Source organism: Silvibacterium sp., assembly GCF_047605705.1.
Classification (GTDB): domain Bacteria; phylum Acidobacteriota; class Terriglobia; order Terriglobales; family Acidobacteriaceae; genus Silvibacterium.
The window spans coordinates 1-26,598 of sequence record NZ_JASGFD010000036.1 but is presented as its reverse complement, the minus strand read 5'-3'; the positions used below and the strand labels follow the sequence as shown (position 1 = coordinate 26,598).

The 26,598-nt window shown below is 61.1% G+C and carries 21 protein-coding genes and 1 pseudogene; 12 read left to right on the top strand and 10 right to left on the bottom strand.

Annotated elements, in window-relative coordinates; genetic code table 11:
• Nucleotides 1-19 precede the first annotated feature (19 nt).
• Genes QM649_RS13615 through QM649_RS13600 form a run of 4 tightly spaced genes read right to left on the bottom strand, consistent with a single transcriptional unit; the run spans nucleotide 20 to nucleotide 5,180 of the window.
• Complete coding sequence (locus QM649_RS13615; RefSeq protein ID WP_415199594.1) at nucleotides 20-2,155, bottom strand: hypothetical protein; 2,136 nt, start codon at nucleotides 2,153-2,155, stop codon at nucleotides 20-22.
• Entirely contained in the window at nucleotides 2,155-3,411 is a 1,257-nt protein-coding gene (locus QM649_RS13610) for an efflux RND transporter periplasmic adaptor subunit (protein ID WP_415199593.1), read from the bottom strand. Before QM649_RS13610 ends, QM649_RS13615 begins: the two co-directional genes overlap by 1 nt.
• 9 nt (nucleotides 3,412-3,420) lie before the next feature.
• The gene (locus tag QM649_RS13605) at nucleotides 3,421-3,693 is read right to left on the bottom strand and encodes a YtcA family lipoprotein (protein ID WP_415199592.1); all 273 of its coding nucleotides are present in this window, start codon (nucleotides 3,691-3,693) and stop codon (nucleotides 3,421-3,423) included.
• A 29-nt stretch (nucleotides 3,694-3,722) separates the two neighbouring features.
• Nucleotides 3,723-5,180 (bottom strand): TolC family protein, encoded by a 1,458-nt coding sequence (locus QM649_RS13600; RefSeq protein ID WP_415199591.1) that lies wholly within the window; start codon nucleotides 5,178-5,180, stop codon nucleotides 3,723-3,725.
• Between the two features lie 303 nt (nucleotides 5,181-5,483).
• On the opposite strand from QM649_RS13600, the gene QM649_RS13595 reads away from it, so the two are divergent.
• The 5 genes from QM649_RS13595 to QM649_RS13575 all read left to right on the top strand — a co-directional run bounded on the left by QM649_RS13595 (nucleotide 5,484) and on the right by QM649_RS13575 (nucleotide 10,251).
• Entirely contained in the window at nucleotides 5,484-6,245 is a 762-nt protein-coding gene (locus QM649_RS13595; RefSeq protein ID WP_415199590.1) for a GGDEF domain-containing protein, read from the top strand.
• A gap of 201 nt (nucleotides 6,246-6,446) precedes the next feature.
• Complete coding sequence (locus QM649_RS13590) at nucleotides 6,447-6,842, top strand: BlaI/MecI/CopY family transcriptional regulator (RefSeq protein WP_415199589.1); 396 nt, start codon at nucleotides 6,447-6,449, stop codon at nucleotides 6,840-6,842.
• Nucleotides 6,842-8,335 carry a M56 family metallopeptidase gene (locus QM649_RS13585; RefSeq protein ID WP_415199588.1) on the top strand — a complete coding sequence of 498 codons (1,494 nt, stop codon included), beginning with the start codon at nucleotides 6,842-6,844 and terminating at the stop codon, nucleotides 8,333-8,335. Before QM649_RS13590 ends, QM649_RS13585 begins: the two co-directional genes overlap by 1 nt.
• A gap of 59 nt (nucleotides 8,336-8,394) precedes the next feature.
• The gene (locus tag QM649_RS13580) at nucleotides 8,395-9,951 is read left to right on the top strand and encodes a Do family serine endopeptidase (RefSeq protein WP_415199587.1); all 1,557 of its coding nucleotides are present in this window, start codon (nucleotides 8,395-8,397) and stop codon (nucleotides 9,949-9,951) included.
• 93 nt (nucleotides 9,952-10,044) lie between these two features.
• Nucleotides 10,045-10,251 carry a diguanylate cyclase domain-containing protein gene (locus QM649_RS13575; protein ID WP_415199586.1) on the top strand — a complete coding sequence of 69 codons (207 nt, stop codon included), beginning with the start codon at nucleotides 10,045-10,047 and terminating at the stop codon, nucleotides 10,249-10,251.
• A 59-nt stretch (nucleotides 10,252-10,310) separates the two neighbouring features.
• On the opposite strand, the gene QM649_RS13570 is transcribed toward QM649_RS13575, so the two are convergent.
• Together QM649_RS13570 and QM649_RS13565 are read right to left on the bottom strand one after the other, a co-directional pair.
• Nucleotides 10,311-12,302 carry a WD40/YVTN/BNR-like repeat-containing protein gene (locus QM649_RS13570; protein WP_415199585.1) on the bottom strand — a complete coding sequence of 664 codons (1,992 nt, stop codon included), beginning with the start codon at nucleotides 12,300-12,302 and terminating at the stop codon, nucleotides 10,311-10,313.
• Nucleotides 12,303-12,474: 172 nt separating this feature from the next.
• On the bottom strand, nucleotides 12,475-14,025 hold the full coding sequence (locus QM649_RS13565; protein WP_415199584.1) for a hypothetical protein: 1,551 nt from the start codon (nucleotides 14,023-14,025) through the stop codon (nucleotides 12,475-12,477).
• On the opposite strand from QM649_RS13565, the gene QM649_RS13560 reads away from it, so the two are divergent.
• Nucleotides 14,015-14,296, top strand: a complete 282-nt coding sequence (locus QM649_RS13560; protein WP_415199583.1) for a hypothetical protein — start codon at nucleotides 14,015-14,017, stop codon at nucleotides 14,294-14,296. The two genes, QM649_RS13565 and QM649_RS13560, sit on opposite strands and share 11 nt — an antisense overlap.
• 226 nt (nucleotides 14,297-14,522) lie before the next feature.
• Here the strand turns inward: QM649_RS13560 and QM649_RS13555 are convergent, their stop codons facing one another.
• Nucleotides 14,523-15,110 (bottom strand): NADH-quinone oxidoreductase subunit B, encoded by a 588-nt coding sequence (locus QM649_RS13555; protein ID WP_415199582.1) that lies wholly within the window; start codon nucleotides 15,108-15,110, stop codon nucleotides 14,523-14,525.
• A 320-nt stretch (nucleotides 15,111-15,430) separates the two neighbouring features.
• Here QM649_RS13555 and QM649_RS13550 point away from each other — a divergent pair, with 320 nt between their 5' ends.
• From QM649_RS13550 to QM649_RS13540, 3 genes are all read left to right on the top strand, one after another.
• The gene (locus tag QM649_RS13550) at nucleotides 15,431-16,837 is read left to right on the top strand and encodes an ammonium transporter (RefSeq protein WP_415199581.1); all 1,407 of its coding nucleotides are present in this window, start codon (nucleotides 15,431-15,433) and stop codon (nucleotides 16,835-16,837) included.
• Nucleotides 16,838-16,883: 46 nt separating this feature from the next.
• A complete protein-coding gene (locus QM649_RS13545; RefSeq protein WP_415199580.1) occupies nucleotides 16,884-17,222 on the top strand; it encodes a P-II family nitrogen regulator in 339 nt (112 codons plus the stop codon).
• Nucleotides 17,223-17,378: 156 nt separating this feature from the next.
• The gene (locus QM649_RS13540; RefSeq protein WP_415199579.1) at nucleotides 17,379-19,973 is read left to right on the top strand and encodes a bifunctional uridylyltransferase/uridylyl-removing protein GlnD; all 2,595 of its coding nucleotides are present in this window, start codon (nucleotides 17,379-17,381) and stop codon (nucleotides 19,971-19,973) included.
• 5 nt (nucleotides 19,974-19,978) lie between these two features.
• Here QM649_RS13540 and QM649_RS13535 read toward each other — a convergent pair whose 3' ends face one another.
• Complete coding sequence (locus tag QM649_RS13535; RefSeq protein ID WP_415199578.1) at nucleotides 19,979-20,263, bottom strand: metal/formaldehyde-sensitive transcriptional repressor; 285 nt, start codon at nucleotides 20,261-20,263, stop codon at nucleotides 19,979-19,981.
• A gap of 219 nt (nucleotides 20,264-20,482) precedes the next feature.
• On the opposite strand from QM649_RS13535, the gene QM649_RS13530 reads away from it, so the two are divergent.
• Nucleotides 20,483-21,961, top strand: coding sequence for a carbohydrate porin (locus tag QM649_RS13530; protein ID WP_415199577.1), 1,479 nt, complete (start codon nucleotides 20,483-20,485; stop codon nucleotides 21,959-21,961).
• Between the two features lies 1 nt (nucleotide 21,962).
• On the opposite strand, the gene QM649_RS13525 is transcribed toward QM649_RS13530, so the two are convergent.
• The gene (locus QM649_RS13525) at nucleotides 21,963-22,652 is read right to left on the bottom strand and encodes a hypothetical protein (protein WP_415199576.1); all 690 of its coding nucleotides are present in this window, start codon (nucleotides 22,650-22,652) and stop codon (nucleotides 21,963-21,965) included.
• A gap of 89 nt (nucleotides 22,653-22,741) precedes the next feature.
• Nucleotides 22,742-24,697, bottom strand: a complete 1,956-nt coding sequence (gene acs / locus QM649_RS13520; protein ID WP_415199575.1) for an acetate--CoA ligase — start codon at nucleotides 24,695-24,697, stop codon at nucleotides 22,742-22,744.
• A 216-nt stretch (nucleotides 24,698-24,913) separates the two neighbouring features.
• Here acs and kdsB point away from each other — a divergent pair, with 216 nt between their 5' ends.
• Both kdsB and QM649_RS13510 read left to right on the top strand, forming a co-directional pair.
• Nucleotides 24,914-25,660: a 3-deoxy-manno-octulosonate cytidylyltransferase gene (kdsB, locus tag QM649_RS13515; protein ID WP_415199574.1), complete on the top strand. Its 747-nt coding sequence runs from the start codon at nucleotides 24,914-24,916 to the stop codon at nucleotides 25,658-25,660.
• Between the two features lie 148 nt (nucleotides 25,661-25,808).
• A pseudogene (locus QM649_RS13510) lies at nucleotides 25,809-26,598 on the top strand (mechanosensitive ion channel protein MscS); the annotation flags it as partial.

Genomic DNA, 26,598 nt, shown 5'->3' with positions numbered 1-26,598 from the left:
ACAAGCTTCGAGTGCGGTCTCAGCTGTAGAGAGGCTCTGAGGTTACCTCGTCTTCCAGGCGATCGATGATCGCGGCCACCTCCCGGGACATGCGCGACAGTGCCTGTTCGCGCACGGTGAGCGCCAGCGACTCATCCATCGTGGAAGCCTGAATCATTTCCTCGAGCCGCGGATGCTGGGAATGTCCACAGACTTTGCCATTCAGCTGCCGTTCGAGGCAGTCTGCGACGTGTATCAGCGTTTCACCGCAGGCCTGGTGGAATCGTGTTTCGATATCGATGAACTCCTGCGAAGCGCCCTCCGCGCTGCCGAAGACACGGAACTGGAGCAGCGGCACCTCATGCAGGTAATACGTGCGCAGCTGCGCCTGCCAGCGCCGGATGCGGTCACGCGCCGCCATATGCGCCGCGCGCTTCGGGCCGGTCTCGAAGGGCACAGCATCCGACTGCGCATTGACGTCGGCGAAGAGGCGATAGACCAGGTCGCGCTGCCTGCGAATGCGCAGCATCTCGTCTGCCTGCTTGTGACCCGGCTTCACCTCGGAAAGCTCGGCCATCAGCCGCAGGTTGCGCACGAAGATGCGAACCATTTCGTCGGCAGCAGCCTTTGGATAGAGCCGCTCGAAGACCAGCCACATCGCCGTGGTTCCCAGCAGCACACCGATGGAACGGTCACGCGCCTGCGTCAGCGATGTCTGAATGGTGAAGTCACCCAGGTTGATGAGATAAAACGCCAGCGCAATCTGGATACCCGCATAAGAGAGACGCGAGCTTGACGTCGACACCCACGCGGCGATGAACGTAATGGCCACGAAGAACAGCGTGAAGCCGCCGATGGTATCGACATACGGCAGGATGAAAATCTGGCCGCCTAGAGCGAACACAAAGCCGCCGAGCAGCGCGCCGCAGATGCGCAGCACCTGCTTCTGACGCGAAGCTCCAATGTTGGTCAGCGCCGTCAGCACGCATGTCGTCACCGATGTCGCCAGCTGAGGCCACGCGAGGCTCACATACAGCACGTAGCAGAGCATCGCGGCCATCGTGCCGCCCATCGCGTACCGCAGATATTCGCGGTTCGAAAACGCATCCGAGACGAAGAAGCCGCGCTTTTCCGGCTCCCCTTCCAGCACCGAAAGCCGTGCGTCGAGCACCTCTCCCTTGTCATAAGCGGAGGGAATCAGGGCCATCATCGACTCGAGCTCGGTAAAGAGCGGAAAGTTTTCCGCTTTCCCTCCGGCCGCCGGCCGCCATGGAGCGGGTGTGCGCCCGTCAGCCACACATCTGCGGACTTCGGCCACGTGATCGGCCAGCGAAGCCGCACGCAGCCTCTGCGCCTCGGTCAGCGGAGGATGTGCATAGACCATGGCCGCGGCGAAGTCGACCGAGCGTCCGATCAGAGACACCACTGCGCTCATCCGCATGCGCATCATGTTGTCATAGGTGCTGCGCGCAATATGTCTCCGCAGCGCGCCCATGCCAACCACAGCGTACTGCGAGAGTGTGCGCTCGGTCTCTTTCGAGACAGGCCGTCCTTCAGCAAAACTCCGCAACAGCGCTTCGACGGCCGCGAGGCGCGGCTTCAGTCCAGCTGTCACCTCGTCTTCTGTCTTCATGGCGTGGAAGGCCGCTTCGACCGCCAGCGTCACCACCGCGCCGATCGCCGCCGCAAGCACCTGCCAGAGCGTCAGCTCCAGGTTGTGCTCCGTCGGCCCCGGCAGATACCAGATGCCCAGCACGCTCGTCACAACCAGACTGAGGCCCACAGCGATGGCGTAATCGCTGAGCGCGCGTAGCAAAAAGAAGATGCAGAAGACACTGATGCCTTCCCACATGAAGTGCGTGATCGGATCGGATGCGAACATGCGCGCGCCGATCGGCACAAACAGCATCGTCATAATGCAGGCGACAATCATCGAGAGAGCCGAACGCGCCGTGGCCCGCAGATTTTCCCGTGACAGAGTGAAGGCAAAGAGTGCGCCGATCGCACCTCCCGGGATCTGGAAGGTCTGCACCAGAATCATGGAGATGGTGGCAGCGATCACCATGCGCGCCACAATCGCGCCGCGCCCAGGATAGGGCGCCAGCTCCGCCCGCAGAAAGCTCGGCAACCACTGCGTAAATTTCGGCTGGTGCGGAAGATGAATCGACGTCGCCATTAGCGGCTTCCAGCCGGCTCCGAACGCTCCTCGCCGTGCGCGCCGCGAATCACCACGACCGCCGACTCACCAAGGCGGAAGAGGTCGTTCGGTCCTGCCTCAATGCGCACGCGGACGGGGAAGCGCGAAGCAAGATGGACCCAGTTCAGGGTTCGCTGCACATCGGGCAGACCTGCAGGAGACAGCTTGCCTACCAGGTCCGAGTCCGGAGTTACGCCGTAGCCAACGCTGTCCACCACGCCCTTAAAGCGCACATTCGGGCGTGACAGCACATAGACTTCCGCACTCATGCCCGGCTGCACATGGCGGAGCTGCGTCTCGCGGAAGTTCGCGATGACCCACCACACACGCGTATCGATCAGCGTGAAGACCTGTATCCCCGCCTTCGCATAGGCGCCTTCGGAGATGGTCAGGTTGGTCACGCGCGCATCGAAAGGCGCCACGATGTGGCAGTTATCGTAGTCGTACTGTGCGTTGTTGATCGCAGCCTGCTTGCCTTCGATCTGACCTTCCAGCGGATCGAGCGTCGTCACGTTGTGCGCCGCCTGCTGTACCTGCTGGTTGCTCTCGATGGTCGCCGCGGAAGCCGCATCGTACTGCGCGTGCGCGGCGGTGAGGCCAGCCTGTGACAGCGCCAGCTGCGCGCGCGCCTGTGAGGCCGCCTGCTCTCTCGTCTTGACCAGCGTGCGCTGCTCGTCAATCTGATCCACGGTGACGTATTGCTTGGCCAGCAACGGCTCAATGCGATGCAGATTGTTCGTCGCGTATGCCAGTTCGGCGTCCGCGCGCTGGACCGCGGCCTTCGCATTCTCCACATCCGCCGAGGCCTGCTGAATCGCCGCGGCCGCGCGCAGCTGGCTTGCCTGCGCACTCTGTGCTCCTGCCTTTGCCACATCCACGCCGCTCACCTTGCCCGCGATGATCCGCTTTTCATCGGAGATAGAGCCCTGCAACGCGGCGAGATTGCTCTTCGCATTCGACAGCGCGTAAGAGTAGGGCCGGTCATCGATATCGAAGAGCGGCTGGCCGGCTTTCACCAACTGGTTGTCCTGCACATAAAGGTGCGTTACCGGGCCGTTGACCAGCGGCGCCATGCCGATGAAGTTGGCAAAGACTTCCGCATCGTCGGTGCGCGGATTCTCCGTCATCTGCCAGACCGCGAAGAGCCCGGCAACTGCCGTGCACACCAGAATCGCGGCGCTGATTGCCTGTCCGGCGCGATTCGGTTTTCCTGTTGTCGATCCCGCCTCGTCCATGCTTCCTCGCTAGTTAAACAACAAGAGCCACAGCACCAGCGCCACCAGCACCGCGAGGCTTGGATAGGTCACAATGCCCCACTGGATCAGCTGCTGCCTGCCGAGCCGCGTGAGCAGCCCGTAGATCAATCCCGCCACGATCGTTCCTATCGTCAGGCATATCAGCCATGACGGGAAGAACGACCCCAGGATGTTGAATGAAGGCGCGCGTCCGCAGCCCGCTGTAAGAGCCGCCGCCCCCAGGCTCACCACCACCGCTGCCAGTCTTCTTTCTCGCCGCACGGATCCTCTTTTCTTTCCTGCTCGCATGGCTAGGGTGTTCCTTTCGCCGGCGGAGGTATCGACACCAGGTCTCCGGTCCGGAAGGCCAGGTTCGCCACCTGCAGAAGCACCTGGGCCCTCGCCGATACATCTTCGCTCCGCGCCTGCGCCAATGCCTTCTGCGACTGCACCACGTCCAGCAGATTTCTTACTCCGTACCCATAACTCTCGCGAGCCGCATCGTAACTCTGTTCCGAGGCCGCAAGCAGAGCTTCCGACGCCTGCTGCTGCCGGAGCGCCGTACGCATGTTCGTATATGCCGCCCAGACCTCATCCGAAATCTGGTCCCGCAATGCGCCGATCTCCGCCTCGGCCTCGCGCTTCTCCGCATGCGCCGCTGCCAACTCGTGTTCCCGCCGCGTGCCGTCGAAGAGCGTCCACTTCAACTGCAGAGTGGCGTTCCAGTACTCGCCTTCCGCGTATTTTCTCGGATACTGATCGAACTCTCCGTAGCCACGCGCCAGGCCGCCGTCGCCTGTCAGGCTCAGCGTCGGCAGGAAGGCCGAGTGCGCTTCCTTGATCGCAGCATTGGCCGCGCGCAGCCGCGTTACCTGGGCCAGCAGCTCCGGCCGCTGGGCAAAGGCGCGGTCTATCTCCGCGTCCACGGTATCGGCCATCTCCTTCGGCGTCGCCAGCTCATGAATCTCCTGCACGTTGATCGCGGTCTGCGCGGGGAGGCCCATTGCGGAAGCAAGATCCCCGGCTGCGATCGCCTCGGCGCCTATCGCCGCTTCAAGGTCGTACTCCGCCTGCGCTCGTGAGGCTGTCGCTTCGAGTACATCCGGCTTCGTCGCCAGACCATGATCCAGACGGGACTTTGCATCATCTTCAACCGCCTGCGCGTTCTTGAGACTGATCTCCGCCGCCTCGCGCTGGCCGTGCGCATTCAGCAGCCGGTAATAGGCCGAAGATACCGCGAAGATCAGCTTCCGATGCGTGTCATTGAAGCTGAGATTGGCCGCGAGCAGGTTCGCCTTTGCCTCATCGATCTTGCCGCCACGCTCGCCGAAGTCGAACACGAGGTAGTCGACATGCAGCACCGGAATGAACAGTCCTTCCGTGGCACGTCCCCAGTTCGGACCAGGCAGTTCCGCAATTCGCTCCGACTCTGCCAGCACCACCGCGGCCAGTGTCGGGAACAGCGCACTCCGAGCGATACCCAGACTGGCGGCTTTCACCTTCGCGGCTTCCCAGGACGCTCGCGTTTCCGGGTTGTGCTGCTGAGCCAGATCGATCAGCTCGGCCAGCGTATAGGCCTTGTCCGCATCGATTGCATAAGGCGTTTCCGGATGCGCTACCAGCTCGCGCTGCAGGCTTCGCTCCACCGGCGCGCTCCATGGTTTGTCCGCCGAAGGAGGCGCACTCTGCGCCCACGCCGGATGAAACCCCGCGCCAAGAAAAATAGCCAGTCCGAAAGCCGGATAAAGTACCGGATACCGCTTGCGCATGATCTTTCCGTGCATGGCCGCCAGCCAGGCAGCTCAGTCTCAAAGTCAGGAGACTCGATTGTGGGTATGCCGCGACAGATTCTACACGGCTAAACCCAGTGTATACCTCAGTTGCGTGCCGACTCCTGCATGCTACATCGCCTGTTGCCGAAAGCCACAACACATAACAGAAACATTGACTGTAGGAGTTCCCTGATCCCACCTTTGTCGCATAGCTTTGTGTGCACTTTCCTGCGACGATAAGGAAGATTCCCTGCCGGCTCGCCTCCCCTTCGCGATCTCACGGCTGGATTGCGAGGCTTCGTGCTAGTCAAGTTCATGGACCTGTCGGCGGCAACTCCGCTTGCTTTCGAGCTTCAGAAGCCGAGCCACAGCAGCGTGGCGGCTGGGCTTCTCGCCGGAGCATCCCTGATCGGACTGCTTTGTCTCTTTCTCTGGGAGCGGGAGCGCCGCATCCGGCACCGGGCCGCACTGCTCGAAGACCAGCTGCAACAGCAGACAGAGGCTCTTGAGGAAGAACGCCGCAAGCTCGCCACCACGCGCGAAGCGCTCCTCGAACAGGCCAGCCGCGATCCGCTTACCGGCCTTCTGAATTACGGCTCGGCCCATGATGTCATCGTGCGCGAACTTTCCCGCGCCGGGCGCGAGCTGACGTCTATTACAGCAGTGCTCGTCGAGATCGATGCGCTTCAGGAAATCATCGACCAGCGCGGCCATATGGCCTCCGACGAGATCCTGCGCGAGACTGCCCACCGTCTCTCCGCCTCGGTCCGTGTCTACGACACGATCAGCCGCTTCGGCACGCACGAATTCCTCATCCTCATGCCGCAGTTCGACGGGTTCCGCGACCCGCACCGCGTACAGGCGATCCACGATGCCATCTGCCTTGACGCGATCTGGCTTCCGGGCGGCTCGACGCACATCAGCTGCAGCTTCGGTGTCGCCGTCCTCAATGGGGAACACGGCCTCACCTCCGAGGAGTTTCTTCTCCAGGCCGATAAGGCTCTTCAGAAGGCGAAGTACAGCGGCCGCAACCGCATCGAGTACCAGCTACAGTCCAGCTAAGCTGGTTTTTATGGGCTACGCTCCACAAATTCTTTCCACGCACTAAACCATTCTTATTCCAGCCGATAGCCGGATTCCCATAATGGAGATCCGGCTATCGCACTTGAAATCTCTTCTCCGCTTTGCTAACTAATTAACTAGTTGCTGCGTCAAACTCGACGTAGGGAGAGTTCGGGCAGACTGCCCGGAGGTTTACCGCCGATGCCACCAAAACGCTCCATCACGCTCACCGAGGCCGAGCTCAGGCTCATGAAGGTGCTGTGGGATCGCGGCGAATCGGCAGTTTCGGACCTTACCTCCGCCGTCTCCGGCGAAAGACCGCTCGCCTACACCTCGGTGCTCACCACCGTGCGCATCCTCGAAGAAAAAGGCTATGTGCGCCATCGCCAGGAGGGCCGTGCCTTCCTCTATAGCCCTTGCATTGATGAATCGGAGGCCGGGCGGACCGAGGTCCGTCATCTTCTCAACCGGTTTTTCGGCAATTCCCGTGAGCGCCTGCTGCTTTCACTGCTCGGCGACGAAGAGCTCGCCCCGGAAGAGCTGCACCGCCTGCGTGAAGCGATCAACGGCCTGCCCGAAGACGAGGTAGCCAAGTGATGACCTCGCTGCTTACTGCCGGCTCGACTACGGCCAGTGCACTCGTCTCCGCCACCTGGCAGGGAGCGGTGCTCGCTGCCATCGTCGCGCTTTGCCTGCGCCTGGCGAAAGGCATCCCCCCGGCGGCCCGTTCGCTACTCTGGACCGCGACCTTTACGCTTGCCGTCCTGCTCCACCTGACCCCGTTCCTTCTGCATGCCCCGGCTGTTCCGCATAGCGGCACCGTCCTTCCCCATGCGGCTCTTCATGTCGACGCACGCTGGAGCCTGGCGATCACGGGCCTCTGGCTGAGCGCCGCGCTCTTTCGTCTCACACAACTGGCACAAAGCTGGGTCGCACTTCGCCGTATCGCCCGTTCAGCGCAACCGGTTGAACTTCATGCACTGCCTGTCCATCTGCTCCAGGCAGGCCGCCGCACCGCGCAGCTTTGTGTTTCCGAAGAGGTCGACCGTCCCAGCGTGCTTGGCTTCTTCTCGCCGCGTGTGCTCATTCCCGCTGCGCTCTACCAGCAGCTGACCGCCACCGAACTCGAGCACATCGTCCTGCACGAGATGGAGCATCTGCGCCGCCGTGACGATTGGGTCAATCTTTTCCAGAAGCTTGCCCTCGCACTCTTCCCACTGAATCCGGCGATGTTCTGGGTCGAGCGTCAGCTTTCGGCCGACCGCGAACTGGCCTGCGACGATCACGTCCTTGCCCGTACCCACGCCCGTAAGACTTACGCCACGTGCCTCGTGAACCTGGCCGAGCATTCCATGCTGCGCCGCCGCCTTTCGCTGGCTCTCGGCGCATGGGAGCGCCGTTCAGAGCTGGCGCGCCGCGTTCTGCGCATTCTGAATCAAGGCGAGACCCGTGTGACGACCCGCCGCCTCCGCGCCGTTACGGCCATGCTGGTCGCGGCCATGGTCGGCGGCACCGTCGAGCTTGCCCGCGAACCTCGCCTGGTGGCCTTTACTCCTGTAGCAGTCGCCATGGCCGCTGCGTCGGAGACCGCCGACACCGTTTTACCTGACGCTCCTTCGTATCTCCCAGCCGCGATGCCGGGCAGCCACCAGCCTCACGCGGTGGATGCGGTCTTTCACCTGCCCGCGCAGCCTTCCGTGGGAACGCCTGCACGCACGCAGCAGAAGAACGCGTCGCATCCGGGATCGCGCACAGGCACGAAGCAGATTTCCAGCCAGCCGCACATCGTCGAGACATCCCTCCGGCAGCCGCGCATGATTCCCACGCAGATAGCGCAGGCCGCGCCGCCAGCCATGATGCAGCTGCCCGACAGCGCGGCTGTCAGCCTCCGCGCACGGGAGGCCCGCCAGGAGGCATTACGGCGTGTCGGCGCTGTTGTTGTTCTTGCGACATGGACCGAGTACGTGACGCCGGAGCAGCAGGATCGTTCTGCTGCGGAGCGCACCCGGGAACAGTGGATTGTCGCTCACCCCGTTCCGTCTTACGCCGCCATCCCTACTCCCGATGGCTGGCTGATCCTGCAACTCTAACGACCTTTGCAACTCTAACGATCTTTTGACTCAACCAGACTGAGGAGAAGTAGAAGCCCATGCAAGCAACAACTAATCAATTAGTAGCTAAATCAAAGAAGCTCGCCGTTCCTGCCACGCTCATCGGATCCTTTGTTCTTGGCGCTGCCTTCTTTGCCGGTCACGGTGGTGTGCACGCTGCCGGTATCGACAACCCCACCCCGCTCGATGACAACTCGGTCGCAGCCCTGACCGCGCTCGACAACGCCATGGAGTCGGTCGCGCATCGCGTCACCCCAGCCGTGGTGAACATCGCCGTAACGGCACGCGTGAGCCCTGACGAACAGCAGCAGCAGGGACAGATGCAGGGCATTCCTCCGGGCTTCGCGCAGTTCTTCGGATTCGGCGGCGGTCAGATGCAGCCCCAGCAGCCGCAGATCGAGCACGGCATCGGTTCGGGTGTCATCATCTCGCCGGACGGCTACATCGTCACCAACAACCACGTCGTGCAAGGCGCAACGCAGATCAAGGTCACGCTGCATGATCGCCGCGTGCTGACCGGCAAGCTCGTCGGTACCGACAAGCTCACCGACCTGGCTGTCGTAAAGGTCGACGCCAAGGATCTTCCGACGATTTCCTGGGGCGATTCCGGCAAGCTCGAGCCGGGCCAGACCGTTCTCGCCTTCGGCAGCCCTTTTGGCTACTTCCAGTTCTCGGTGACGCGCGGCATCGTCAGCGCCGTGAACCGCCAGAACCCCTACTCCGATGACCTGCGCAAGCCCGGCGGTTACATCCAGACCGATGCTGCGATCAACCCCGGCAACTCGGGCGGTCCGCTGGTCAACGCGCATGGCCAGCTTGTCGGCATCAACACCTTCATCATCACGGACAATGGCTCCTTTGCCGGTGCCGGCTTCGCCATCCCCTCGCAGACCGTTCACGCCGTTGCCGATCAGCTGATCAAGACCGGCAAGGTGGAGCATGGCTATCTCGGCATCTCCATCGGCGATGTCACGCCGGACAACGCGCAGTCCCTGAATCTCGACAAGGCATCTGGTGCACTCGTTTCGCAGGTCACGCCGGATTCCCCCGCTAGCCGCGCCGGTCTCAAGACCTATGACGTAATCACGGCGATCAATGGCCAGCCCGTCGAAACCGGCAGCGCGCTCCAGCTTCGCGTCAGCGAGATGACACCTGGAACAGCCATTACCCTCAGTGTCGTTCGCGATGGTAAGCCTCTCTCGGTGAAGGCCACTGTCGGCCAGTACCACAAGAACAGCGACTCGGCCGACAGCGATGGCGGCAGCGCATCGCCAGCGCAGGGTGTAAAGCTCGGCATCGGCGTCACTGATCTTTCCGATGACATCCGCCAGCAGCTCAATGTACCTGACCAGGTGCACGGCGTGGTCGTTCAGAGCGTTCGCCCCGGCAGCCCGGCCGATGAAGTGCTCCAGCCCGGCGACATCATCACGGAGATCAACCGCGTTCCTGTGACCTCGGCGAGCCAGTTCATCGCCCAGGTTCATCGCCAGCCCGCGGACAGGGACGTTCTGCTGCTGGTATGGGAAAAGGGCAACGCCAGCATTCGCACTCTTCGTCCGGATACGACTCCCGCTCCGGACAACGACAACAACTAACGCAATACTGCACATCACAACCAAAGAGAATGGCCGCTCCTGTGAGCGGCCATTCTCTTTTTTTCGATTCTGCGGAGGCTTCCAGACGCCACCGTGAGCACCAGTGTTCCACCTCGCCACGCTGCTTCCACCTTCGAGATCCATCTGAAGCAGCATCTGCTTTATCCCACCGTGAGCGCAGACATCTCGGAGTGGCTTCCCGGCGAATCACTCGCCGACATTATGCGCCGCGCGGATCGCGCGCTCTACCAGGCAAAGGAGAGCGGTCGCAATCGTATCTGTTTTGAAGTCTATGCATAACGCTGCACAAACAGCAGAAGGGCTCCCGCGAGGAGCCCTTCTGATTCAGCCTGTATGCATTACTTCGTTGCCTGTTTCACCTGGGCTGTACCGGTGTCCTCCGGCTGCACCACGATGCCATCGTAGAGTGAAGCGGCGACCATGCGGTCTCCCATGGTGTGAACGCGGCGTACGCGCCAGCCCGCATCCCACCACTTCCACGACTTCTCGGACGGATCTACGGCGAAGACCAGGGTCGAGTCGAGTGAAGTGATAATCACCCGCTTCATCGAGTCATTCCAGTTCACGCTGGCAATATTGCCGAAGGGCAGATTGCTCAGCGATTCCCACGTCTGTCCATGGTCCTTGCTGAAGAAGGCGCCCTCGCGGCCGCCCAGCCACAGCGTGCCATCCGGCTGCGTGGTGAGAGCCTGCACATGGGTCAGCTTCGAGGGCAGCGCCACCGGCTTCCAGGTCACGCCGCTGTCTTCCGAGACGCGAAGATCGTTGCGCTTCGCGGCAAAGACGATCGGGCCGTGCCCATCGACAAAGCGGTAGTCCGTATCCTGCACAACCGGACCGGTCCACGTCGAACCCTGGTTCACGCTGCGATAGACACCCGTCGAGGTCGCGATAAACCACTCGGTTCCGTTTGCAGAAATGTCGTTCACCTGTCCATCGAGAGTGGTGGGCTTATCCGTTTCGGTAACGGTCTTCTTTTCACGCTTGCCGCGCTTCGTCACCCAGACTGTCTTGTCGTGAGTGTTCACGACCTTGCCGTCTTCCTGCCAGGTATTGCCATTCCAGCGGAAGATACCGTTATTGGTGCCGGCGAGGATCGTGCCATCGTCGCTTTGCGCCAGGCTGAAGACATCACGTCCGTCCAGCCCCTGGCTGCGCTGCGTCCACGAATGGCCGCCGTTGTCCGAGATGAAGACGCCACCATAGGTCTTGTCATTTACCACGCCCGCGTAGAGCGTCTCCGGCTTCTTCGCGTCCGTGAGGAAAGCCGTCACCTGCCGCTGCGAGAAGCCCTGATTGGAGGCTGTGAAAGTCGCAGCTCCGTCCGTGCTTTCCAGCACGCCGCTGCGATCGGTGGCAAGAAGCACATGCTTGTCATTCTTTGGATCGACATAGACATCGTTGACGATCACGTCCGGGCCGGTCATACGCGACCAGTTCGAGCCGTTGTCCGACGTCTTGTAGAGACCCTCCGTAGTGCCCGCATACACGATGCTGCGATTCATCGGATCCTGCATCAGCACGCGCGTGCGGCGCGCCGTCGAGGGGATGCCCTGCACCTTGCGGAAGAGTTCGCCCGCCGTCTCGCTCAGGTAGATGCCCGAGCAGGCGCTGGCATAGACAACGCTCGGTTTCGTCGGATCGATGATGATCGAGAAAACATCCGAATCATCGATGACGCCCTGCTTGATGTTCTTCCAGTTCGCGCCGCCATCGGTTGTCTTCCACGGCAGGTGCCAGGTTCCGGCGTAGATCGTCTTAGGATCCTGCGGATCGATGGCGATCGACTCGACCTTGCGAATCTCACCGCTGCCCTGCGGGCTGATCTGGCTCCAGTGCTGTCCCCCATCCTCACTGCGGAAGATACCGTTGATGGCGCCTGCCACCAGGATCTTCGGATTGGATGGCGCCTGTACCAGAGCGCGCACGGACTGCCCATCCATGCCTGCGAACGCGGTCCAGGTCTGCCCTGAATCATGGCTTACATAGATACCGCCACCGTCGTGTGTCATCCGCCAGACGCCGGCATAAATCGTCTTCGGATCGGACTCGTCGACCGTCAGGTTGTCCACCACGAGATCGTCGGTCTTGCCGAGCCGGGTGAGCCGCTTCCAGTTCTGGCCGCCGTCATTCGACTCGTAGATCCAGCTATCGAGCGTGCCGAGGTAAAGATGCTGCGGATTGGTGGGGTCATAGGCGAAGCTGCGAGCGTCACCGCCTTCCGGGCCAACGGACGTCCACGGCGCGGTCGCGCCGAGGGCCGATGCAGCAGGAAGAGAAGCGATGACGGCACAACCAAGGAGGAAGGATTGCAGACTGCGAAAATTCATAGGGAATTACGTCTCTCGATTGCCAATTGGATGATACTCCGCCGCGAAGTGGTAGTGGTCTCCCACGAAAGAGGTTGTTTCCTCTCTTGGTACCAAAAGGCAAAGGCCGGTCGCCCGAGGGCGACCGGCCTTTGGTGATTCTCAGCGGAGATTTCCATCTCCGCTGCTGGTTTTACTGCTGAGCGGCAGCCTTCTTCTTGTGGTGGTGAGCCGGGGGAGCAGCCTTGCGGGGCTGCACCTTCACCGAGGACTCGTCCACAGGAGTGGTGCCGTTGACGTCGCTATCGAAGCTGGCGCCGGCGGGCACGAGGTAGTTGTCGACCTCGTTGGTGCCGGTGGTGCCGGTGCGCACCGAGATGCGGCTGGCATCGATGCCCTTCTCCTTGACCAGGTAGTCCTTGGTGTTCACCGCACGCTGGGCAGCCAGATTCGGCTCGGCGTGGTGGTGATGACCCTTGACCTCAGGTGCCGGAGCGGCGTTGCCAACGACCACCAGGGTGGCGTCGGAAGCGCGCTGAGCATTCAGAGCGACATCGTCGAGGCAGCCCTTCGCGTCATTGTCGACGCGAGCCGGACGCTTCTTGTCGTGATCGAACTGGATGGTGCAGAGCGTCTGAGTCTTAGGAGCCGGAGCCGGGGGAGCTTCCACGCTGACCGTGGTCGTACCCGAGGCAGTCTGGCCCTTGTCGTCAGCGACGTTGCAGGTGACCGTGATGCTGCCAGCCGGCGCGCCGGTGGTGGACAGAGTCGCGGTGTTGCCGTTGCCGCTGATGGTGCCGGCAGAGGCCTGGTAGGTGTAGGTCAGCGGACGGTTCTGCGGGCTCACGCCGGTCGCAGTGATCGTCGAGCTGTCACCCGGCTTCACCGTCGAGGGGCTGGCCGAGCAGGAGACCGTCGGCGGCTCGAACTGCTTCACCGTGAACTGCGCGGTGCAATCAGCCGACTCGCCAGGCTTGTTGCCCTCGGTCACGTGACCGGTGACAGTGTAGGAACCAGGAGCGAGGCTCGCGGTATCCACATTGCCGGTCGCGCTGCTGCCGCTTACCGTCACGCCCTGGCCGCTCCAGCTATAGGTGGCCGTCTTCTTGGGGTTCAGGTTGGTGGCGGTGCCAGTGATGGTGATCGGGTCACCCGGGTAAACCGAAGCCGGGCTGGCCGAGCAGGCATACTGCACCGGGGGCGGCGGCACGATGTTGCCGAGCTTGAAGACGATACCGGTGCTCAGGCGGGCATTGCCCACATTTGCACGGCCACCGAAGGAGGCTTCCGGTCCGTAGTTTGCGTGGAAGTATTCGTAGTCAGCCTGGAAAAGGCGAAGCGCGAGATGGTGACCCCAGAAAGGCAGGTCATAATCGAGACCGCCGCCAGCCGTGAGGGCCGGGCCCCAGGTGTAGGCATGAGCCGCGTAGGGCTCATCGTTCGGGCCGCCCAGGCGAACGCCGCCGGCGAGACCGTGGATGAAGGGAGTGATCCCCTGCGTCGGGAAGCGGAAAATGATACCGGCCTGCGCAGTCTGCGCGCCGTCATTGTTTCCGTCCGGATGGTTCGCGTACTCGATCTGACCGCCCACGTACTTATTGAAGTAATAAGCACCGCTGATGATCGCGCCGTAGTTGATCGACGAGTAGGTGTCGGAATACGTCGTTCCATCGGGCTGAGGGGTCTGAACCGTTCCCTTCGGGGCCAGGTACGAGTAGCCGGCAAAGATGTCGATGCGCGACACCGGAGCTTCTGCCGGGGCAGAGGGCGTTGAGGACGAAGTCTGCCCATACATGCTCGATGCGCCGATTCCTACGGCACACCCAACAAGCAGAATTCGGCTCAAAGGATTCAAGAAACGAGAATGCATGCGTCTGTCCTCCACAACCATTGAAAAATCAAACAAATTTAAGACCTGTCTCAACAAGTCAGGATTGCAAAGCTGTCATTTGCGGCTTTATTTCAGGCCTGAAACTACAAAACCTGTAACCTGCGGAAACGAAACCATGAAATAGCCGAATGACTCTGTGCGGCGGTATTCAACCTACCACACTTTCTTTTTGTTAGAGCACAATTTCTTCAACGAGTTGCCTGTGGTCGGGATCATTTTTTCACCCTTTCGGCAACCTTCAATCGACTTCCAACTCTCCCCGCGCAAGACTCACAGCACAATGCGGGGCAAGAAGCAGCGGCCCAGAAGCGAGAAGCTTTAGGACCGCCGTAACCTATTGAATCATAATCCTATTGAAGATTGAGTGCCCGTTTCAGGCTGCCGCGCTCACGCTGAATCTTTTCCTGCAACAGTGTGATTGCGTAGAGCAGCTGCTCGGGGCGCGGCGGACAGCCCGGAACATAGACGTCCACGGGAATCACCTGATTCACCCCCTGCAGCAGGGCATAGTTATTGAAGACGCCGCCCGAGGTCGCGCAGGCGCCCATCGAAATGACCCACTTCGGCTCAGGCATTTGGTCGTAAAGACGCTTGATGACCGGTGCCATCTTGTTCGAGACGCGTCCGGCAATCACCATTAAGTCCGACTGTCGCGGCGAGGGCCGGAAGACCTCAGCACCGAACCGGGCTACATCGAAGCGCGAGGCGCCCATCGACATCATTTCGATTGCGCAGCAGGCCAGGCCGAAGGTCATCGGCCAAACCGAATTCTTGCGAATCCAGTTCACGGCTGCATCCAGAGAGGTGAGAAACACGCCGTCCGGCTGGTCGTAGCCATAGCTCACTTCTTCCAGCTTGTGACGGTTCTTAGCGCTGCTCTCCAGCGCTCCAAAGAGATACCGATCCCGCATCGTGCTGCCGCTCGTTGCGTCGCTCATAGCACAAATAATACGCCTCGCCGCAGGCCTGCGCCCTCTATCTTTCGTCCTTTTTCGCTTCTGTTTCCGTATCTCATCTTGTTCGCACGGCAGGCTTTCTCTCGAGTGAGCCCGGAGGCGGGAGCGCTACTCTCCTCACTGCGTTTCCTTGTTTGAGCTTTTGGAAAAATGTGTAAAAGTAGCTCCAAAGTTTGTTGTGCTCTCGGGTCGCGTTCGCTCCTGGGAAAGCACGCAGCCCCTGCGCGATTCCATGCCATCGTGAGCGAACGCCGGTTCTCCAGCCTCGCCGCAGCTTGCCACCTTTCGATTTTGGGAGTGTTATGCGTTCTACTTTCCTCGGGCTCTTTCTCACGCTCGCCCTTCTCTGTTGCGGCACTTCGTTCGCTCAGACCACCGCGGCTGCTCCGTCCACGGCCGACCAGATCGCCAAACTGCAGGCCCAGGTGGCACAGGCGCAGTCCTCGGCGGACAATGGCTGGATGCTGGTCAGCGCCGCGCTCGTGCTGATGATGACCGGCCCCGGTCTGGCTCTCTTCTACGGCGGCCTGGTGCGCAAGAAGAACGTGCTCTCGGTCATGATGCAGAGCTTCGCCATGATGGCCATCATCACCATCATGTGGGCCGTCGTGAACTATAGCCTGGCCTTCGACTCAGGCTCGGCCTTTATCGGCGGACTGCACCATCTCTTCCTCAAGGGCGTGGGACTCGATCCCGATCCTGATTACGCAGCGACACTTCCGCTTCAGACCTTCATGGTCTACCAGCTGATGTTCGCCATCATCACCCCGGCGCTGATCACCGGCGCCTTCGCCGAACGCATGAAGTTCTCCGGCATGGCGGCCTTCATGATCCTCTGGTCCATCGTGGTCTATTCGCCGATGGCGCATATGGTCTGGGGCAAGGGCGGCCTGCTCAACGCTTCGCTCGGCGGCAAATTCCCCTGCCTCGATTTCGCGGGCGGCACCGTGGTCCACATCACCTCCGGAGTTTCGGCACTCGTCACGGCAATCTATCTCGGCAAGCGCCTCGGATACCCGAAGGAGCCCATGCCGCCGCACTCGGTGGTACTCAGCTTCATCGGCGCCTGCCTCCTGTGGGTCGGCTGGTTCGGCTTTAACGCCGGCAGCGCGCTTGCAGCCGGAACCCTGGCTACCAGCGCCTTCGTGAACACGCATTTCGCCGCAGCCGCAGCCGCACTCAGCTGGGCCGCAGCCGAATGGGTCCGCAACGGTAAGCCCAGCGCCCTTGGCGCCATCTCCGGATCGGTCGCCGGCCTGGTCGCCATCACCCCCGCGGCAGGCTTCGTCTCGCCGATGTCCGCCATCATCCTCGGCCTCATCGCCGGCATCTTCTGCTACTTCATGGTCATCAAGGTCAAGGCGCTGTTCGGCTATGACGATTCGCTCGACGCCTTCGGCGTACACGGCGCGGGCGGCACACTGGGCGCCATCCTTACAGGCGTCTTCGCGACGAGCGCCATCAACCCCATCTTCGGCAAAAATGCGAGTGGCGTTCCGCTGCCTACCGGCGGTGCGGATGGCCACTGGCACCAGGTCCTGAATCAGTTTGTCGGCGTGGCGATTGCCTGGGGCATCTCCATCGTCGGCACACTCATCCTGCTTAAGATCGTCGATCTGACTATCGGTCTCCGCGTCTCGCCAGAGGACGAAGTCGAAGGTCTCGATCTGACTCAGCATGGCGAAGAAGGCTACGACCACGCATCGTAGCCCCGATAAACCTGATACTCTTTCACTCGAACCTGGGATTTTTACGATGCACAAGATCGAAGCAGTCATTCAGCCTTCAAAACTCGACGCCGTCAAGGATGCGCTTGTGGAAGTCGGCATCGAGGGCATGACGATCCTCGAAGCCCGCGGCCATGGTCGCCAGAAGGGTCACACTGAGTTCTACCGTGGCCGCGAATACACCGTTGACCTTCTTCCCAAGATCAAACTGGAGATGGTGGTCACCGACGAACTGGTGGAGAAGGCGGTCCAGGCCATCCTCTCCTCGGCGCGCACCGGCAAGATCGGCGATGGCAAGATCTTCATCTCGAAGATCGACGAAGCCATTCGCATCCGTAACGACGAGCGCGGCTCCACGGCGCTTTAACCAATCCCGCCGCACGCGTCCTGCCCCGGGCGCGTGTGGTGGAACGGCCCTTCAGCATCACTGCACAGCGGCCATGTCTCCTTGCACGTACCGCGTGCAGCCGGAGTCCTCGACTCCACATAGATTTCACAATTTAGCGACCCCTTTTGGCGGAATATGACCAGCGACCCTTCACTGCTGCAGCATTTACGAAACCTGTATCAGCAGGAAAGCGAAGAGCTGCGTCTCACTTACCTCCGCACCGGGGACGGCTCGTCCGCTATCCGGCGCCGCGCGGTCATCGTGGACAACATCGTCCGCCAGATCTGGCAGAGCTTCTCCGGTCCCGAAGAGCGCCCAAACATCGCCCTGGTCGCAACCGGGGGCTTTGGACGTAAAGAGCTCTTTCCGTACTCCGATGTCGACGTGCTTTACGTCTGCGCGAATGACAACATCGAGCGCGAATCGCATGAGCTGCTGCGCTCGGTCACGCAGGCCATGTGGGACTGCGGACTGCGCGCCAGTCCCTCGACACGCACGCTGAAGGAATGCGACCGCGTCGATCCGGACAATCTCGAGTTCACTGTTTCACTGCTCGATCGCCGTTTTCTTGCCGGCGACATGGCCATCTACCGCAAGCTCGAAGGAGATCTTCTTCCCTCGCTCGGTCAGCGCGACTTCGACACCATCGTGCAGAATCTCGCCGAGATTGCACGTAGCCGTCACGCCAAGTACGGCAACACCATCTTCCATCTCGAGCCGAATATCAAGGATTGTCCGGGCGGCCTGCGCGATTACCAGCTCGCTCAGTGGCTCACCCTCCTGACCACGCTCAAGACACAGAAGAGCTGGCCCAAGTCCGAGAGCAACGCCTTCTACGCGCCGCACAGCGAGCGCGAATCCGCGTACGACTTCCTCGCCGCCACGCGCTGTTTCCTTCACTACCGCAACCGCCGCGACGACAATGTTCTCGACTGGCATGCGCAGGATGAAGCCGCGGCACAGAGCATCGGCCTTGAGACGCGCGGCTCCGCCGATCCCGCGTACTGGATGCGGACCTACTATCGGCATGCGCGCACCATCTCACGACGCACACTTCTGCTGCTTGACGATCTGCCGCCGGCACGCCGCTCCTTCTACAAGCAATTCCGCCGCAAACGCACGCCCGTCGCAGGCACCGACTTCTACCTTGAGCAGGGGCACCTGGAGCTGAACGAAGGCGCAACCGGAATCGACAGCGATGCGATTCTGCGCATCTTCGGCCTCATCGCCAACCATGGCTACAAGCTCAGCCAGAATGTCGAAGACCGCATCACGGACAGCCTGCCGATCCTCGCCATCCACATGCCCGAGGGCCCATTCCTGTGGAACTGCCTGCGCGAGGTGCTGCTCGGCCCGTATGCCGCGCACGCACTGCGTACCATGCATGCGCTTGGCATCCTGGAACTGCTTGTCCCCGAATTTCATGGCATCGATTCGCTCGTCATCCGCGACTCCTACCATCGCTATACGGTCGACGAACACACCTTCCTGGTCATCGATAATGTGCACGCACTGCGGCAGCCTCATCACGAATGGGAGAAGCGCTTTGCCACGCTGCTGCCGGAGATCGACCGCTTCGATCTCTTCCTGCTCGCACTCCTGATGCACGACATCGGCAAGGGCCGCCGCACCGGCAACCACGCCTTGCAGAGCGTGGAGCTGAGCGAGAATCTCTTTGCCCGCCTCGAGTTCGACATGGAAGAACGCGAGACGGTGCGCCGCCTCATCCGCAATCACCTGGCCATGTCCCAGGCTCTGCGCCGCGACATCTTCGCGCCGGAAGCCGTGCGCACCTTCGGCGAGAAGATCGGCAGCCAGCAGCAGCTCAGGATGCTGACGCTGATGACCTATGCTGACATCAAGGCCGTCGCACCCGATGCACTGACGCCATGGAAGGCCGAGAACCTCTGGCAGCTTTACATGGGCACGTCGAACTTCCTCGACCGCAGCGTCGATGAGGTACGCTACCACGTAGACACCGACCCCACCACGCTGAACCGCATCCTCGCGCTGGCGCCCGAGCGCGCGACAGAGCTTCGCGGCTTCCTTGAAGGCTTTCCCCAGCGCTACCTCCAGACCCGCGTGCCTGAAGTCATCCGCAGCCACTTCAACATGGCCCTGGCGCTCAAGGACGATCCGGTCCAGCTGCATTTCCGCACCGTGCGTCAGCTGAGCGAGATCACGCTCGTCACGCAGGATCGCCCGATGCTTTTCGCCGACGTCGCCGGAGCACTCGCCTCGTGGGGCATGAATATCGTGAAGGCCGATGCGTTCTCGAATGCAGCCGGACTCATCATCGACACCTTCCAGTTCACCGATCCATTCCAGACGCTCTCACTCAATCCCTCGGAGATCGACCGATTCCTGCAGAGTGTGCGCGACGCGATCGCACGCAAGGTGCCGATCGACAAACTGCTGAATGCGCGCAGAGGATCCGGCCGCCGCACGCAGGCCAAGGTCTCGGTCGACACGCGACTGGAGTTCGATAACGAGTCCTCATCGCACAGCACGCTGCTGCAGGCAGTCGCACAGGATACGCCCGGCCTTCTGCGTGAGATTGCGAAGAGCTTCGCCCGCTGCGGCTGCAATATCGAGGTCGCACTGATCGACACCGAAGGCGATATCGCCATCGACGTCTTTTACCTGACCGCGAGCGGCGAAAAACTGAATGACGAGACTCAGAGGCTGCTGGCTGTTTCGTTGAAGCAGGCACTCAGCGAACTGAAATAGCGGGCTTACTTCAGGTAAGCCCGCACCAGGTCGATCAGATCCTCGGCCAAGTCCACCGACAACACCCCGCCCTTGTCCGATCTGGTTTCCGGGCTCATGTGATGGCGAATATGGTCTTCCAGGACCTCCGCCATCAGGCTGTTGATGCCACCGCGGATATTCGCAAGCAACATCAGCACGTCCGCGCAATCATCCCCAGAGGAGAGCGATCTCTCGATCGCGTCTACCTGCCCGCGGATTCTCCGGATCCGCGCAACCAGCTTCTGCTTCTCTTTCTCTGCCTGACTCATGGCCCTCCAGCAGCGACCGGGCGGTAGAACGGATCGCTGGATATATCCTAGGGGGGTATGCTATAACCTGTCCAGCCGGATACCTCCCCTGCCCGATCGGATACACATGCTTCCACGCAGGGGCTCTGGCTTGTAACCAGCTTGCAATCTTCACCGACGAAGATTGTTTCCGAGTGTTTCTATCGCTTTGCCTGTGCATGGCCAGGCTACGGAGGAAGTGTGCGTCTTGTATTTGCTATCGTCTGTCTGTCGATCGCGCTGAGCCCTATATCCGCGCGGTCACAGACAGCCTTGCCCGACGCACCTTCCACCCCCGCTCATCTGCACTTGTTTCTCGCGCCCGAAGATCTGGTGCTGTGGTCGCAGTCCGACACACCGGTGGCGCAGCAGCCGGCAGAAGCAGCGGAGCCGATGACCACGATGTTTCCCCATCCCGACGATACGCGCTACTATCTCGCCGGGCAGGCGAACATCATCTTCCAGTCGCACCCATCGTTTCATTCTCCTTACCAGGGGCAGAACAGTCTGCATGGTGGAGGCGAGTACAAAACGTCGCTGCTCGGCACGGTGTACGGCGGCTATCAGCCGCATCGCAACATTCGCTACAACACCGACTTCATCGTCGACATGGAGAGCGCGGGCGGACGCGGCATGAGCGAAGCCCTGGGCCTCGCCGGCTTCACGAACCTCGATGTGGTGCGCAATCCGAACCTGGGATCCTCACCGTATCTTGCGCGTGGCGTTATCAAGCAGACGATCGGTCTGACGAACGAGACGACCGACTCCGAGCGAACGTACTTCTCGCTGCCCACCAAGGTGCCGGTACGCCGATTTGAGGTCATGGTCGGCAAGATGAGCCTGCCCGATGTCTTCGACCTCAACTCCATCGGCAGCGACAGCCATCTGCAGTTCATGAACTGGACGGTCGACAACAACGGCGCGTGGGACTACGCAGCGGATACGCGCGGCTATACCGTGGGCGGCGTGCTTGAGTATGACGATCGCGACTGGAGCTTCCGCTACGGCATTTTTGCCATGCCTACCGTTGCCAACGGCATCGACCTCGACTGGGCGTTCTCACGCGCACGCGGACAGAACTGGGAGTTCGAACTGCGCCACTCGCTGGTGCATGGCCGCAAGGGCACGGAGCGCGTTCTTGCCTTTGTGAACAACGCGCATATGGGCGACTATCGCGATGCCGTCGTTGCGTATCTGACCGGAAAGGACGCTACGCCGGACGTCGATGCGCATGCGAAATTCGGCGCGGTGAAGTACGGCTTTACCTGGAACAATGAGCAGGAGGTCACCGACCACCTGCGGCTCTTCAGCCGCTTCGGCTGGAACGAAGGCCAGCATGAGTCCTACGCGTATACCGAGGTCGACCAGACCGTGGAAGCGGGCGGCGACTACGCGGGCAGCGCGTGGGGACGCTCCGCGGACAAGGTTGGCGTCACATTCGTCAGCAACGCGATCAAAAAGGACCATCAGAACTACCTGGCAGACGGCGGATTAGGCTTTCTGCTCGGCGACGGCAAGCTAAACTATGGCCGCGAAAACATCGAAGAGTCGTACTACAACCTGCATACATGGCGCGGCATGTTCTTCGCGCTCGACCTGCAGCACATCAATAATCCCGGCTACAACCGCGATCGCGGAGCAGTCTGGGTGCCATCGGTGCGCGCGCACGTGGACTTCTAGCTCACGCGGCCGCAGCCTTCACCCGTGGCGTGAATTTGCGCTTGTAGTAGGCAGTGGTGGCGATGATGCAGGGCACACCGATGGCTGTAGGCAATAACCAGATCCACCACGATCCCGGGCCGAGACGCGGACCGATGGTTACAACACAGAAAGCCGTCCACGCCGCGATGTAGCTGCCGATCATGCCCTGCAGATGCGCGTACCACCAGAACATCTTCTCTTTCGGCGGATGCAGAAACTTCCACATTGCTCCGCCGGAGATGCGCATCCCGATCGCGCCGAAGACAATCGCCGGATAGCGTAGACCACTGACAAGATGCGGTCTCACAATCCCCAGGATCACCAGCACAGCGCATGCCGCAAAGCATGCGATCGCTGCGCTCCAGTCGAGCGGCTGCACTGTTTGCCTTCCTGTGTATGCAGCCTTCTGCCCAAGTACGCGATAGGCCACGAAAGCGGAGTAAAAGCTGAAGATCGCGACCAGCGCCAGGAAGAGGATCGGGCGATAAAGCGCCATGACCAGCGCAGTGCCGGCAACCGTCGCCATGCACCAGAAGTAGAAGAGTCCCCATCGCCGATGAGCCCTGCCACCCTTAGCGGTAAGCAGCGCAAGCGGTGCCAGCACAAACGCGCCGCCACCGGCAGCAATGTGTCCCCACAGAAAAGCTCGCAACCACAGCGGATCGTGCATCGATGCACCTCGCTCGCAGGCTGATCTCTTCTACGCAAGACGGGCCGGAAAAAGTTCCCGGCCCGCCTTGTTTTGTCTCCACAAGACAGCTACTCGTCCTGCTCGCGCAGCTTGGCGATGACGCTGAAGTCTTCAATCGTGGTTGTGTCGCCCTTGATCTCGCCGTGCGTAGCGAGCTCGCGCAACAGGCGGCGCATGATTTTGCCGGAACGCGTCTTGGGCAGCTGATCGGTGAAGCGCAGGTCGTCGGGACGCGCGAGTGCACCGATCTCCTTCGCGACCCACTTGCGCAGCTCCTCGCGCAGCTCGGGCGAGGCGACGTTGCCGCTCTCGAGCGTGACGAATGCGGCGATGCCCTGCCCCTTCATCTCGTCTGGACGCCCCACCACCGCGGCCTCAGCCACCTTGGGATGCGCAACCAACGCGGACTCGATCTCCATGGTGCCGAGACGATGGCCGCTCACGTTGATCACGTCATCGACGCGGCCCATCAGCCAGAAATAGCCATCCTCGTCCTTGCGAGCGCCGTCGCCGGTAAAGTAGGAGCCGGGTACTTCCGTCCAGTACGCCTCCTTGTAACGCTCAGGATCGTTGTAGATGGTGCGCGCCATCGAGGGCCAGGGCCTGCGGATGACGAGCAGGCCACCGTGTCCAGGAGGAACTGGATCGCCTTCTTTTGTAACAATTTCAGGCACAATTCCCGGCAGAGGCTTTGTCGCCGATCCCGGCTTGGCGGCAATCGCGCCCGGAAGCGGGCTGATCATGATCGCGCCGGTTTCTGTCTGCCACCAGGTGTCGACAATGGGGCAGCGGCTCTTGCCGATGACTTCGCGGTACCACATCCACGCCTCGGGGTTGATCGGCTCACCGACCGTACCCAGCAGACGCAGCGAACTGAGATCGTATTTCAGCGGGAACTGGTCGCCCCACTTGATGAACGCGCGGATCGCCGTAGGCGCAGTGTAGAAGACGCTGACCTTATGATCGTCGATGATCTTCCAGAAACGATCGCACTCCGGGAAGTTCGGCGCGCCCTCGTACATCAGCACAGTTACGCCGTTCTGCAGCGGGCCGTAGACAACGTAGGAGTGGCCTGTGACCCAGCCGATATCCGCCGAGCACCAGTACACATCGTCATCGCGCAGATCGAAAACCAGCTTGCTCGAAAGGTATGTGCCCACCGCGTAGCCGCCCGTCGTATGCACAAGGCCCTTGGGCTTTCCAGTGGTGCCGGAGGTGTAGAGGATATACAGCGGATCTTCGGAATCGAGCTCTTCCGCCGGACAGTGATCTTCCACCTTCTCAGCGAGCTCGTGCCACCAGTGGTCTCGGCCTTGCTGCATCGTGACTTCTGCGCCGGAACGCTTGTAGACGACAACGTTCTTCACGCTGGGACACTGGGGCAACGCTTCGTCGACGGCAGCCTTGAGCTTCACATGCGTGCCGCGACGGAAGGCCGTGTCCTGCGTGATGATGGCAACACACTGCGAATCGTTCACGCGGTCCACGATCGCATGCGATGCGAATCCGCCGAAGATCACCGAATGCACCGCGCCGATGCGCGCGCAGGCCAGCAGGGCCACAGCCAGTTCGGGCGCCATGCCCATGTAGATCGCGACGCGATCGCCCTTCTGAATGCCGAGCGACTTCAGCACATTGGCGAACTTCTCCACCTGCGCCAGCAGCTCTCCGTAGGTAATCTTACGGACTTCACCTGGCTCGCCTTCCCACAGGATGGCGACCTTGTCCTTCTTGCCGTTCAGCACATGACGATCGACGCAGTTGTAGGAGAGATTTGTCTTTCCGCCTACAAACCATTTCGCCCAGGGCAGGTCCCACTCAAGCGTCTTTTCCCATGGCTTGAACCAGTGGAGTTCGCTTGCCACCTCATTCCAGAAGCCGTCGGGATCTTCCACCGAACGGGCATACAGCGCCTCGTACTCTGCGAGGCTCTTTACATGGGACTTCACCGCAAATTCTTCAGGCGGAGGGAAAACACGATTCTCGCGCAGCGAAGAAGTCAGAGTGTTGTCGCTAATGGACATCGACGTCATAAGCTTTCAGGCCTGCCTTACTTTCAAATAAATACGGGGGAAGCAACTGTCGACTGACGTACAGCTTGCTGTTCACACTAACGGCAGTGTCGGAGTGTGTGCAAGTCCACCCGGGCCCGGTAAATCGGTACAGATTAGCGCTTTCGATTACACTAGCCCATAAATCACGCTTATACGGCGCAAAAAATTAATCCAGGCCAAACAGCTTTGACACCCATTCAGAATCAGCGCGTTCTTGGCGTCATCCCTGCCCGTCTCGCCTCCACGCGGCTCTCCCGCAAGGTCCTGCGTGAAATCGCAGGCCAACCCATGCTGGGGTGGGTGTATCACGCTGCGCGCGCCTGTCCGCTGCTGGACCAGGTGCTCATTGCCACGGATTCCGAAGAGGTCCTGGAGTTTGCGCAGCGGTACAGCCTGCCGGCCATCTTTACTCCGGCCGATTGCGCCAGTGGCAGCGATCGTGTGCATGCCGTCGCGCAATCGATTGCGGCAGACATCTACGTAAACATCCAAGGCGACGAGCCACTGTTGCGCCCCGAGCACCTCGACGCATTGCTCGCGCCCATGAGCGATCCGGCTGTACAGGTGGCCACGCTCGCCACGGACTGCACGCCGGCGAACATCGCCAATCCCAACGCCGTGAAGGTGGTCACCTCCGCCTCCGGCCGCGCGCTTTATTTTTCCCGGTCAACGATTCCCTACGATCGCGACCACGCAGGCTCAATTCCCTACCGTAAACACCTCGGCATCTACGCCTATCGCCGCGAGGCACTGCAGCGCTTCCCTTCGCTGCCTCCGAGCGCGCTGGAAGCAACAGAAAAGCTGGAGCAACTGCGCTTTCTGGAAAACGATATCGACGTCCACGTCTCCTACACGCCCTTCGACACGATCGGCGTGGATACGGAGGAGGATCTGCAGGCTGTGGAAGCCCTTCTGCTCTCCCGGCGGAGCTGACGGCGTTCCGAAGAGCGAGACAGCCCACCGATCGCAACATGCGATCCGTGCTATTCAGGATTCACGCCACTTTCATTGCCTTCCGAGGCGACATATGGCCCTGACTCGTATCTAAGTTCAAAGGGCGATTTTGCCTCAGGAGCAAAGCTTGAAAGATCGGAAACGGGCGTCTCTCGCCCAGTACCCCTCCCAGAAACATTCTCAGACCGTAAAGAATCTGTTTCATACGAATAAGTTTCGCCGCATCTTCGCGGCTTCCTGCGCCGGGGCAGCAGCTATGCTGCTCGGCTTGAGTATCGGCATCCCTCGCGCGCTGGCAGACAATCAGCAGCCCGTCGAAGTAGACACCAAGGCTCGTAGCCTGGACATCATCACCCATCTGAACGCCGTGCTGCGCTTTTATCGCGCCTCCTCCGTGCCGGTCCAGAAGGTGGGCGAGCCGAACGACATCGTGTACCGCGATCAGACGGTGTCGATGGCCATGCAGGCAGCCAACCTCGCGTTCCAGTCCGCCAAGGCCGAGGCAACGCTGCTGGCCGACTACGACAAGCATCATGGCAATGCGTCGGCTGTCGCTGAGGGCAGCGAAGTGGAGCGCCTGCAGGAAGCAAAGACTCGCGTCACCGGCCAGCAGGCCACTCTCAAAGCCAGCATTGAAGCCCTGAATCAGCAGTTGAACAGCGGCAGGGTGAAAAATGTAGCTGCGCTTCAGGCTCAGCTGAAAGGTGAGCAGGAATCTCTCGACCTGGCGAACGCCATGCAGGACGCAATCGAGAAGATCATGGCCACGTCCGGCACGGCCGGGCAGTCCAAGCTTACGAGCGACATCACCAACCTGCAGCGCTCAGTACCAGAGCTGAGCAGCCAGGCCAAGCCGGTTGCCGCGCAACTCACGACTATCGATGCATCGCAATCGGCCGGTGTAAGCAGCCAGACCA

Bases quoted from the DNA above. Each gene is read 5' to 3' on its own strand.
- QM649_RS13550 (WP_415199581.1), top strand. From the start codon at position 15,431: ATGCGTTCTACTTTCCTCGGGCTCTTTCTCACGCTCGCCCTTCTCTGT.
- QM649_RS13540 (WP_415199579.1), top strand. From the start codon at position 17,379: ATGACCAGCGACCCTTCACTGCTGCAGCATTTACGAAACCTGTATCAG.
- QM649_RS13525 (WP_415199576.1), bottom strand. From the start codon at position 22,652: ATGCACGATCCGCTGTGGTTGCGAGCTTTTCTGTGGGGACACATTGCT.
- QM649_RS13535 (WP_415199578.1), bottom strand. From the start codon at position 20,263: ATGAGTCAGGCAGAGAAAGAGAAGCAGAAGCTGGTTGCGCGGATCCGG.
- QM649_RS13570 (WP_415199585.1), bottom strand. From the start codon at position 12,302: ATGAATTTTCGCAGTCTGCAATCCTTCCTCCTTGGTTGTGCCGTCATC.
- QM649_RS13580 (WP_415199587.1), top strand. From the start codon at position 8,395: ATGCAAGCAACAACTAATCAATTAGTAGCTAAATCAAAGAAGCTCGCC.
- QM649_RS13600 (WP_415199591.1), bottom strand. From the start codon at position 5,180: ATGCGCAAGCGGTATCCGGTACTTTATCCGGCTTTCGGACTGGCTATT.
- QM649_RS13555 (WP_415199582.1), bottom strand. From the start codon at position 15,110: ATGAGCGACGCAACGAGCGGCAGCACGATGCGGGATCGGTATCTCTTT.
- acs (WP_415199575.1), bottom strand. From the start codon at position 24,697: ATGTCCATTAGCGACAACACTCTGACTTCTTCGCTGCGCGAGAATCGT.
- QM649_RS13585 (WP_415199588.1), top strand. From the start codon at position 6,842: ATGACCTCGCTGCTTACTGCCGGCTCGACTACGGCCAGTGCACTCGTC.
- QM649_RS13610 (WP_415199593.1), bottom strand. From the start codon at position 3,411: ATGGACGAGGCGGGATCGACAACAGGAAAACCGAATCGCGCCGGACAG.
- QM649_RS13615 (WP_415199594.1), bottom strand. From the start codon at position 2,155: ATGGCGACGTCGATTCATCTTCCGCACCAGCCGAAATTTACGCAGTGG.
- QM649_RS13590 (WP_415199589.1), top strand. From the start codon at position 6,447: ATGCCACCAAAACGCTCCATCACGCTCACCGAGGCCGAGCTCAGGCTC.
- QM649_RS13560 (WP_415199583.1), top strand. From the start codon at position 14,015: ATGCGCGACACCGGAGCTTCTGCCGGGGCAGAGGGCGTTGAGGACGAA.
- QM649_RS13545 (WP_415199580.1), top strand. From the start codon at position 16,884: ATGCACAAGATCGAAGCAGTCATTCAGCCTTCAAAACTCGACGCCGTC.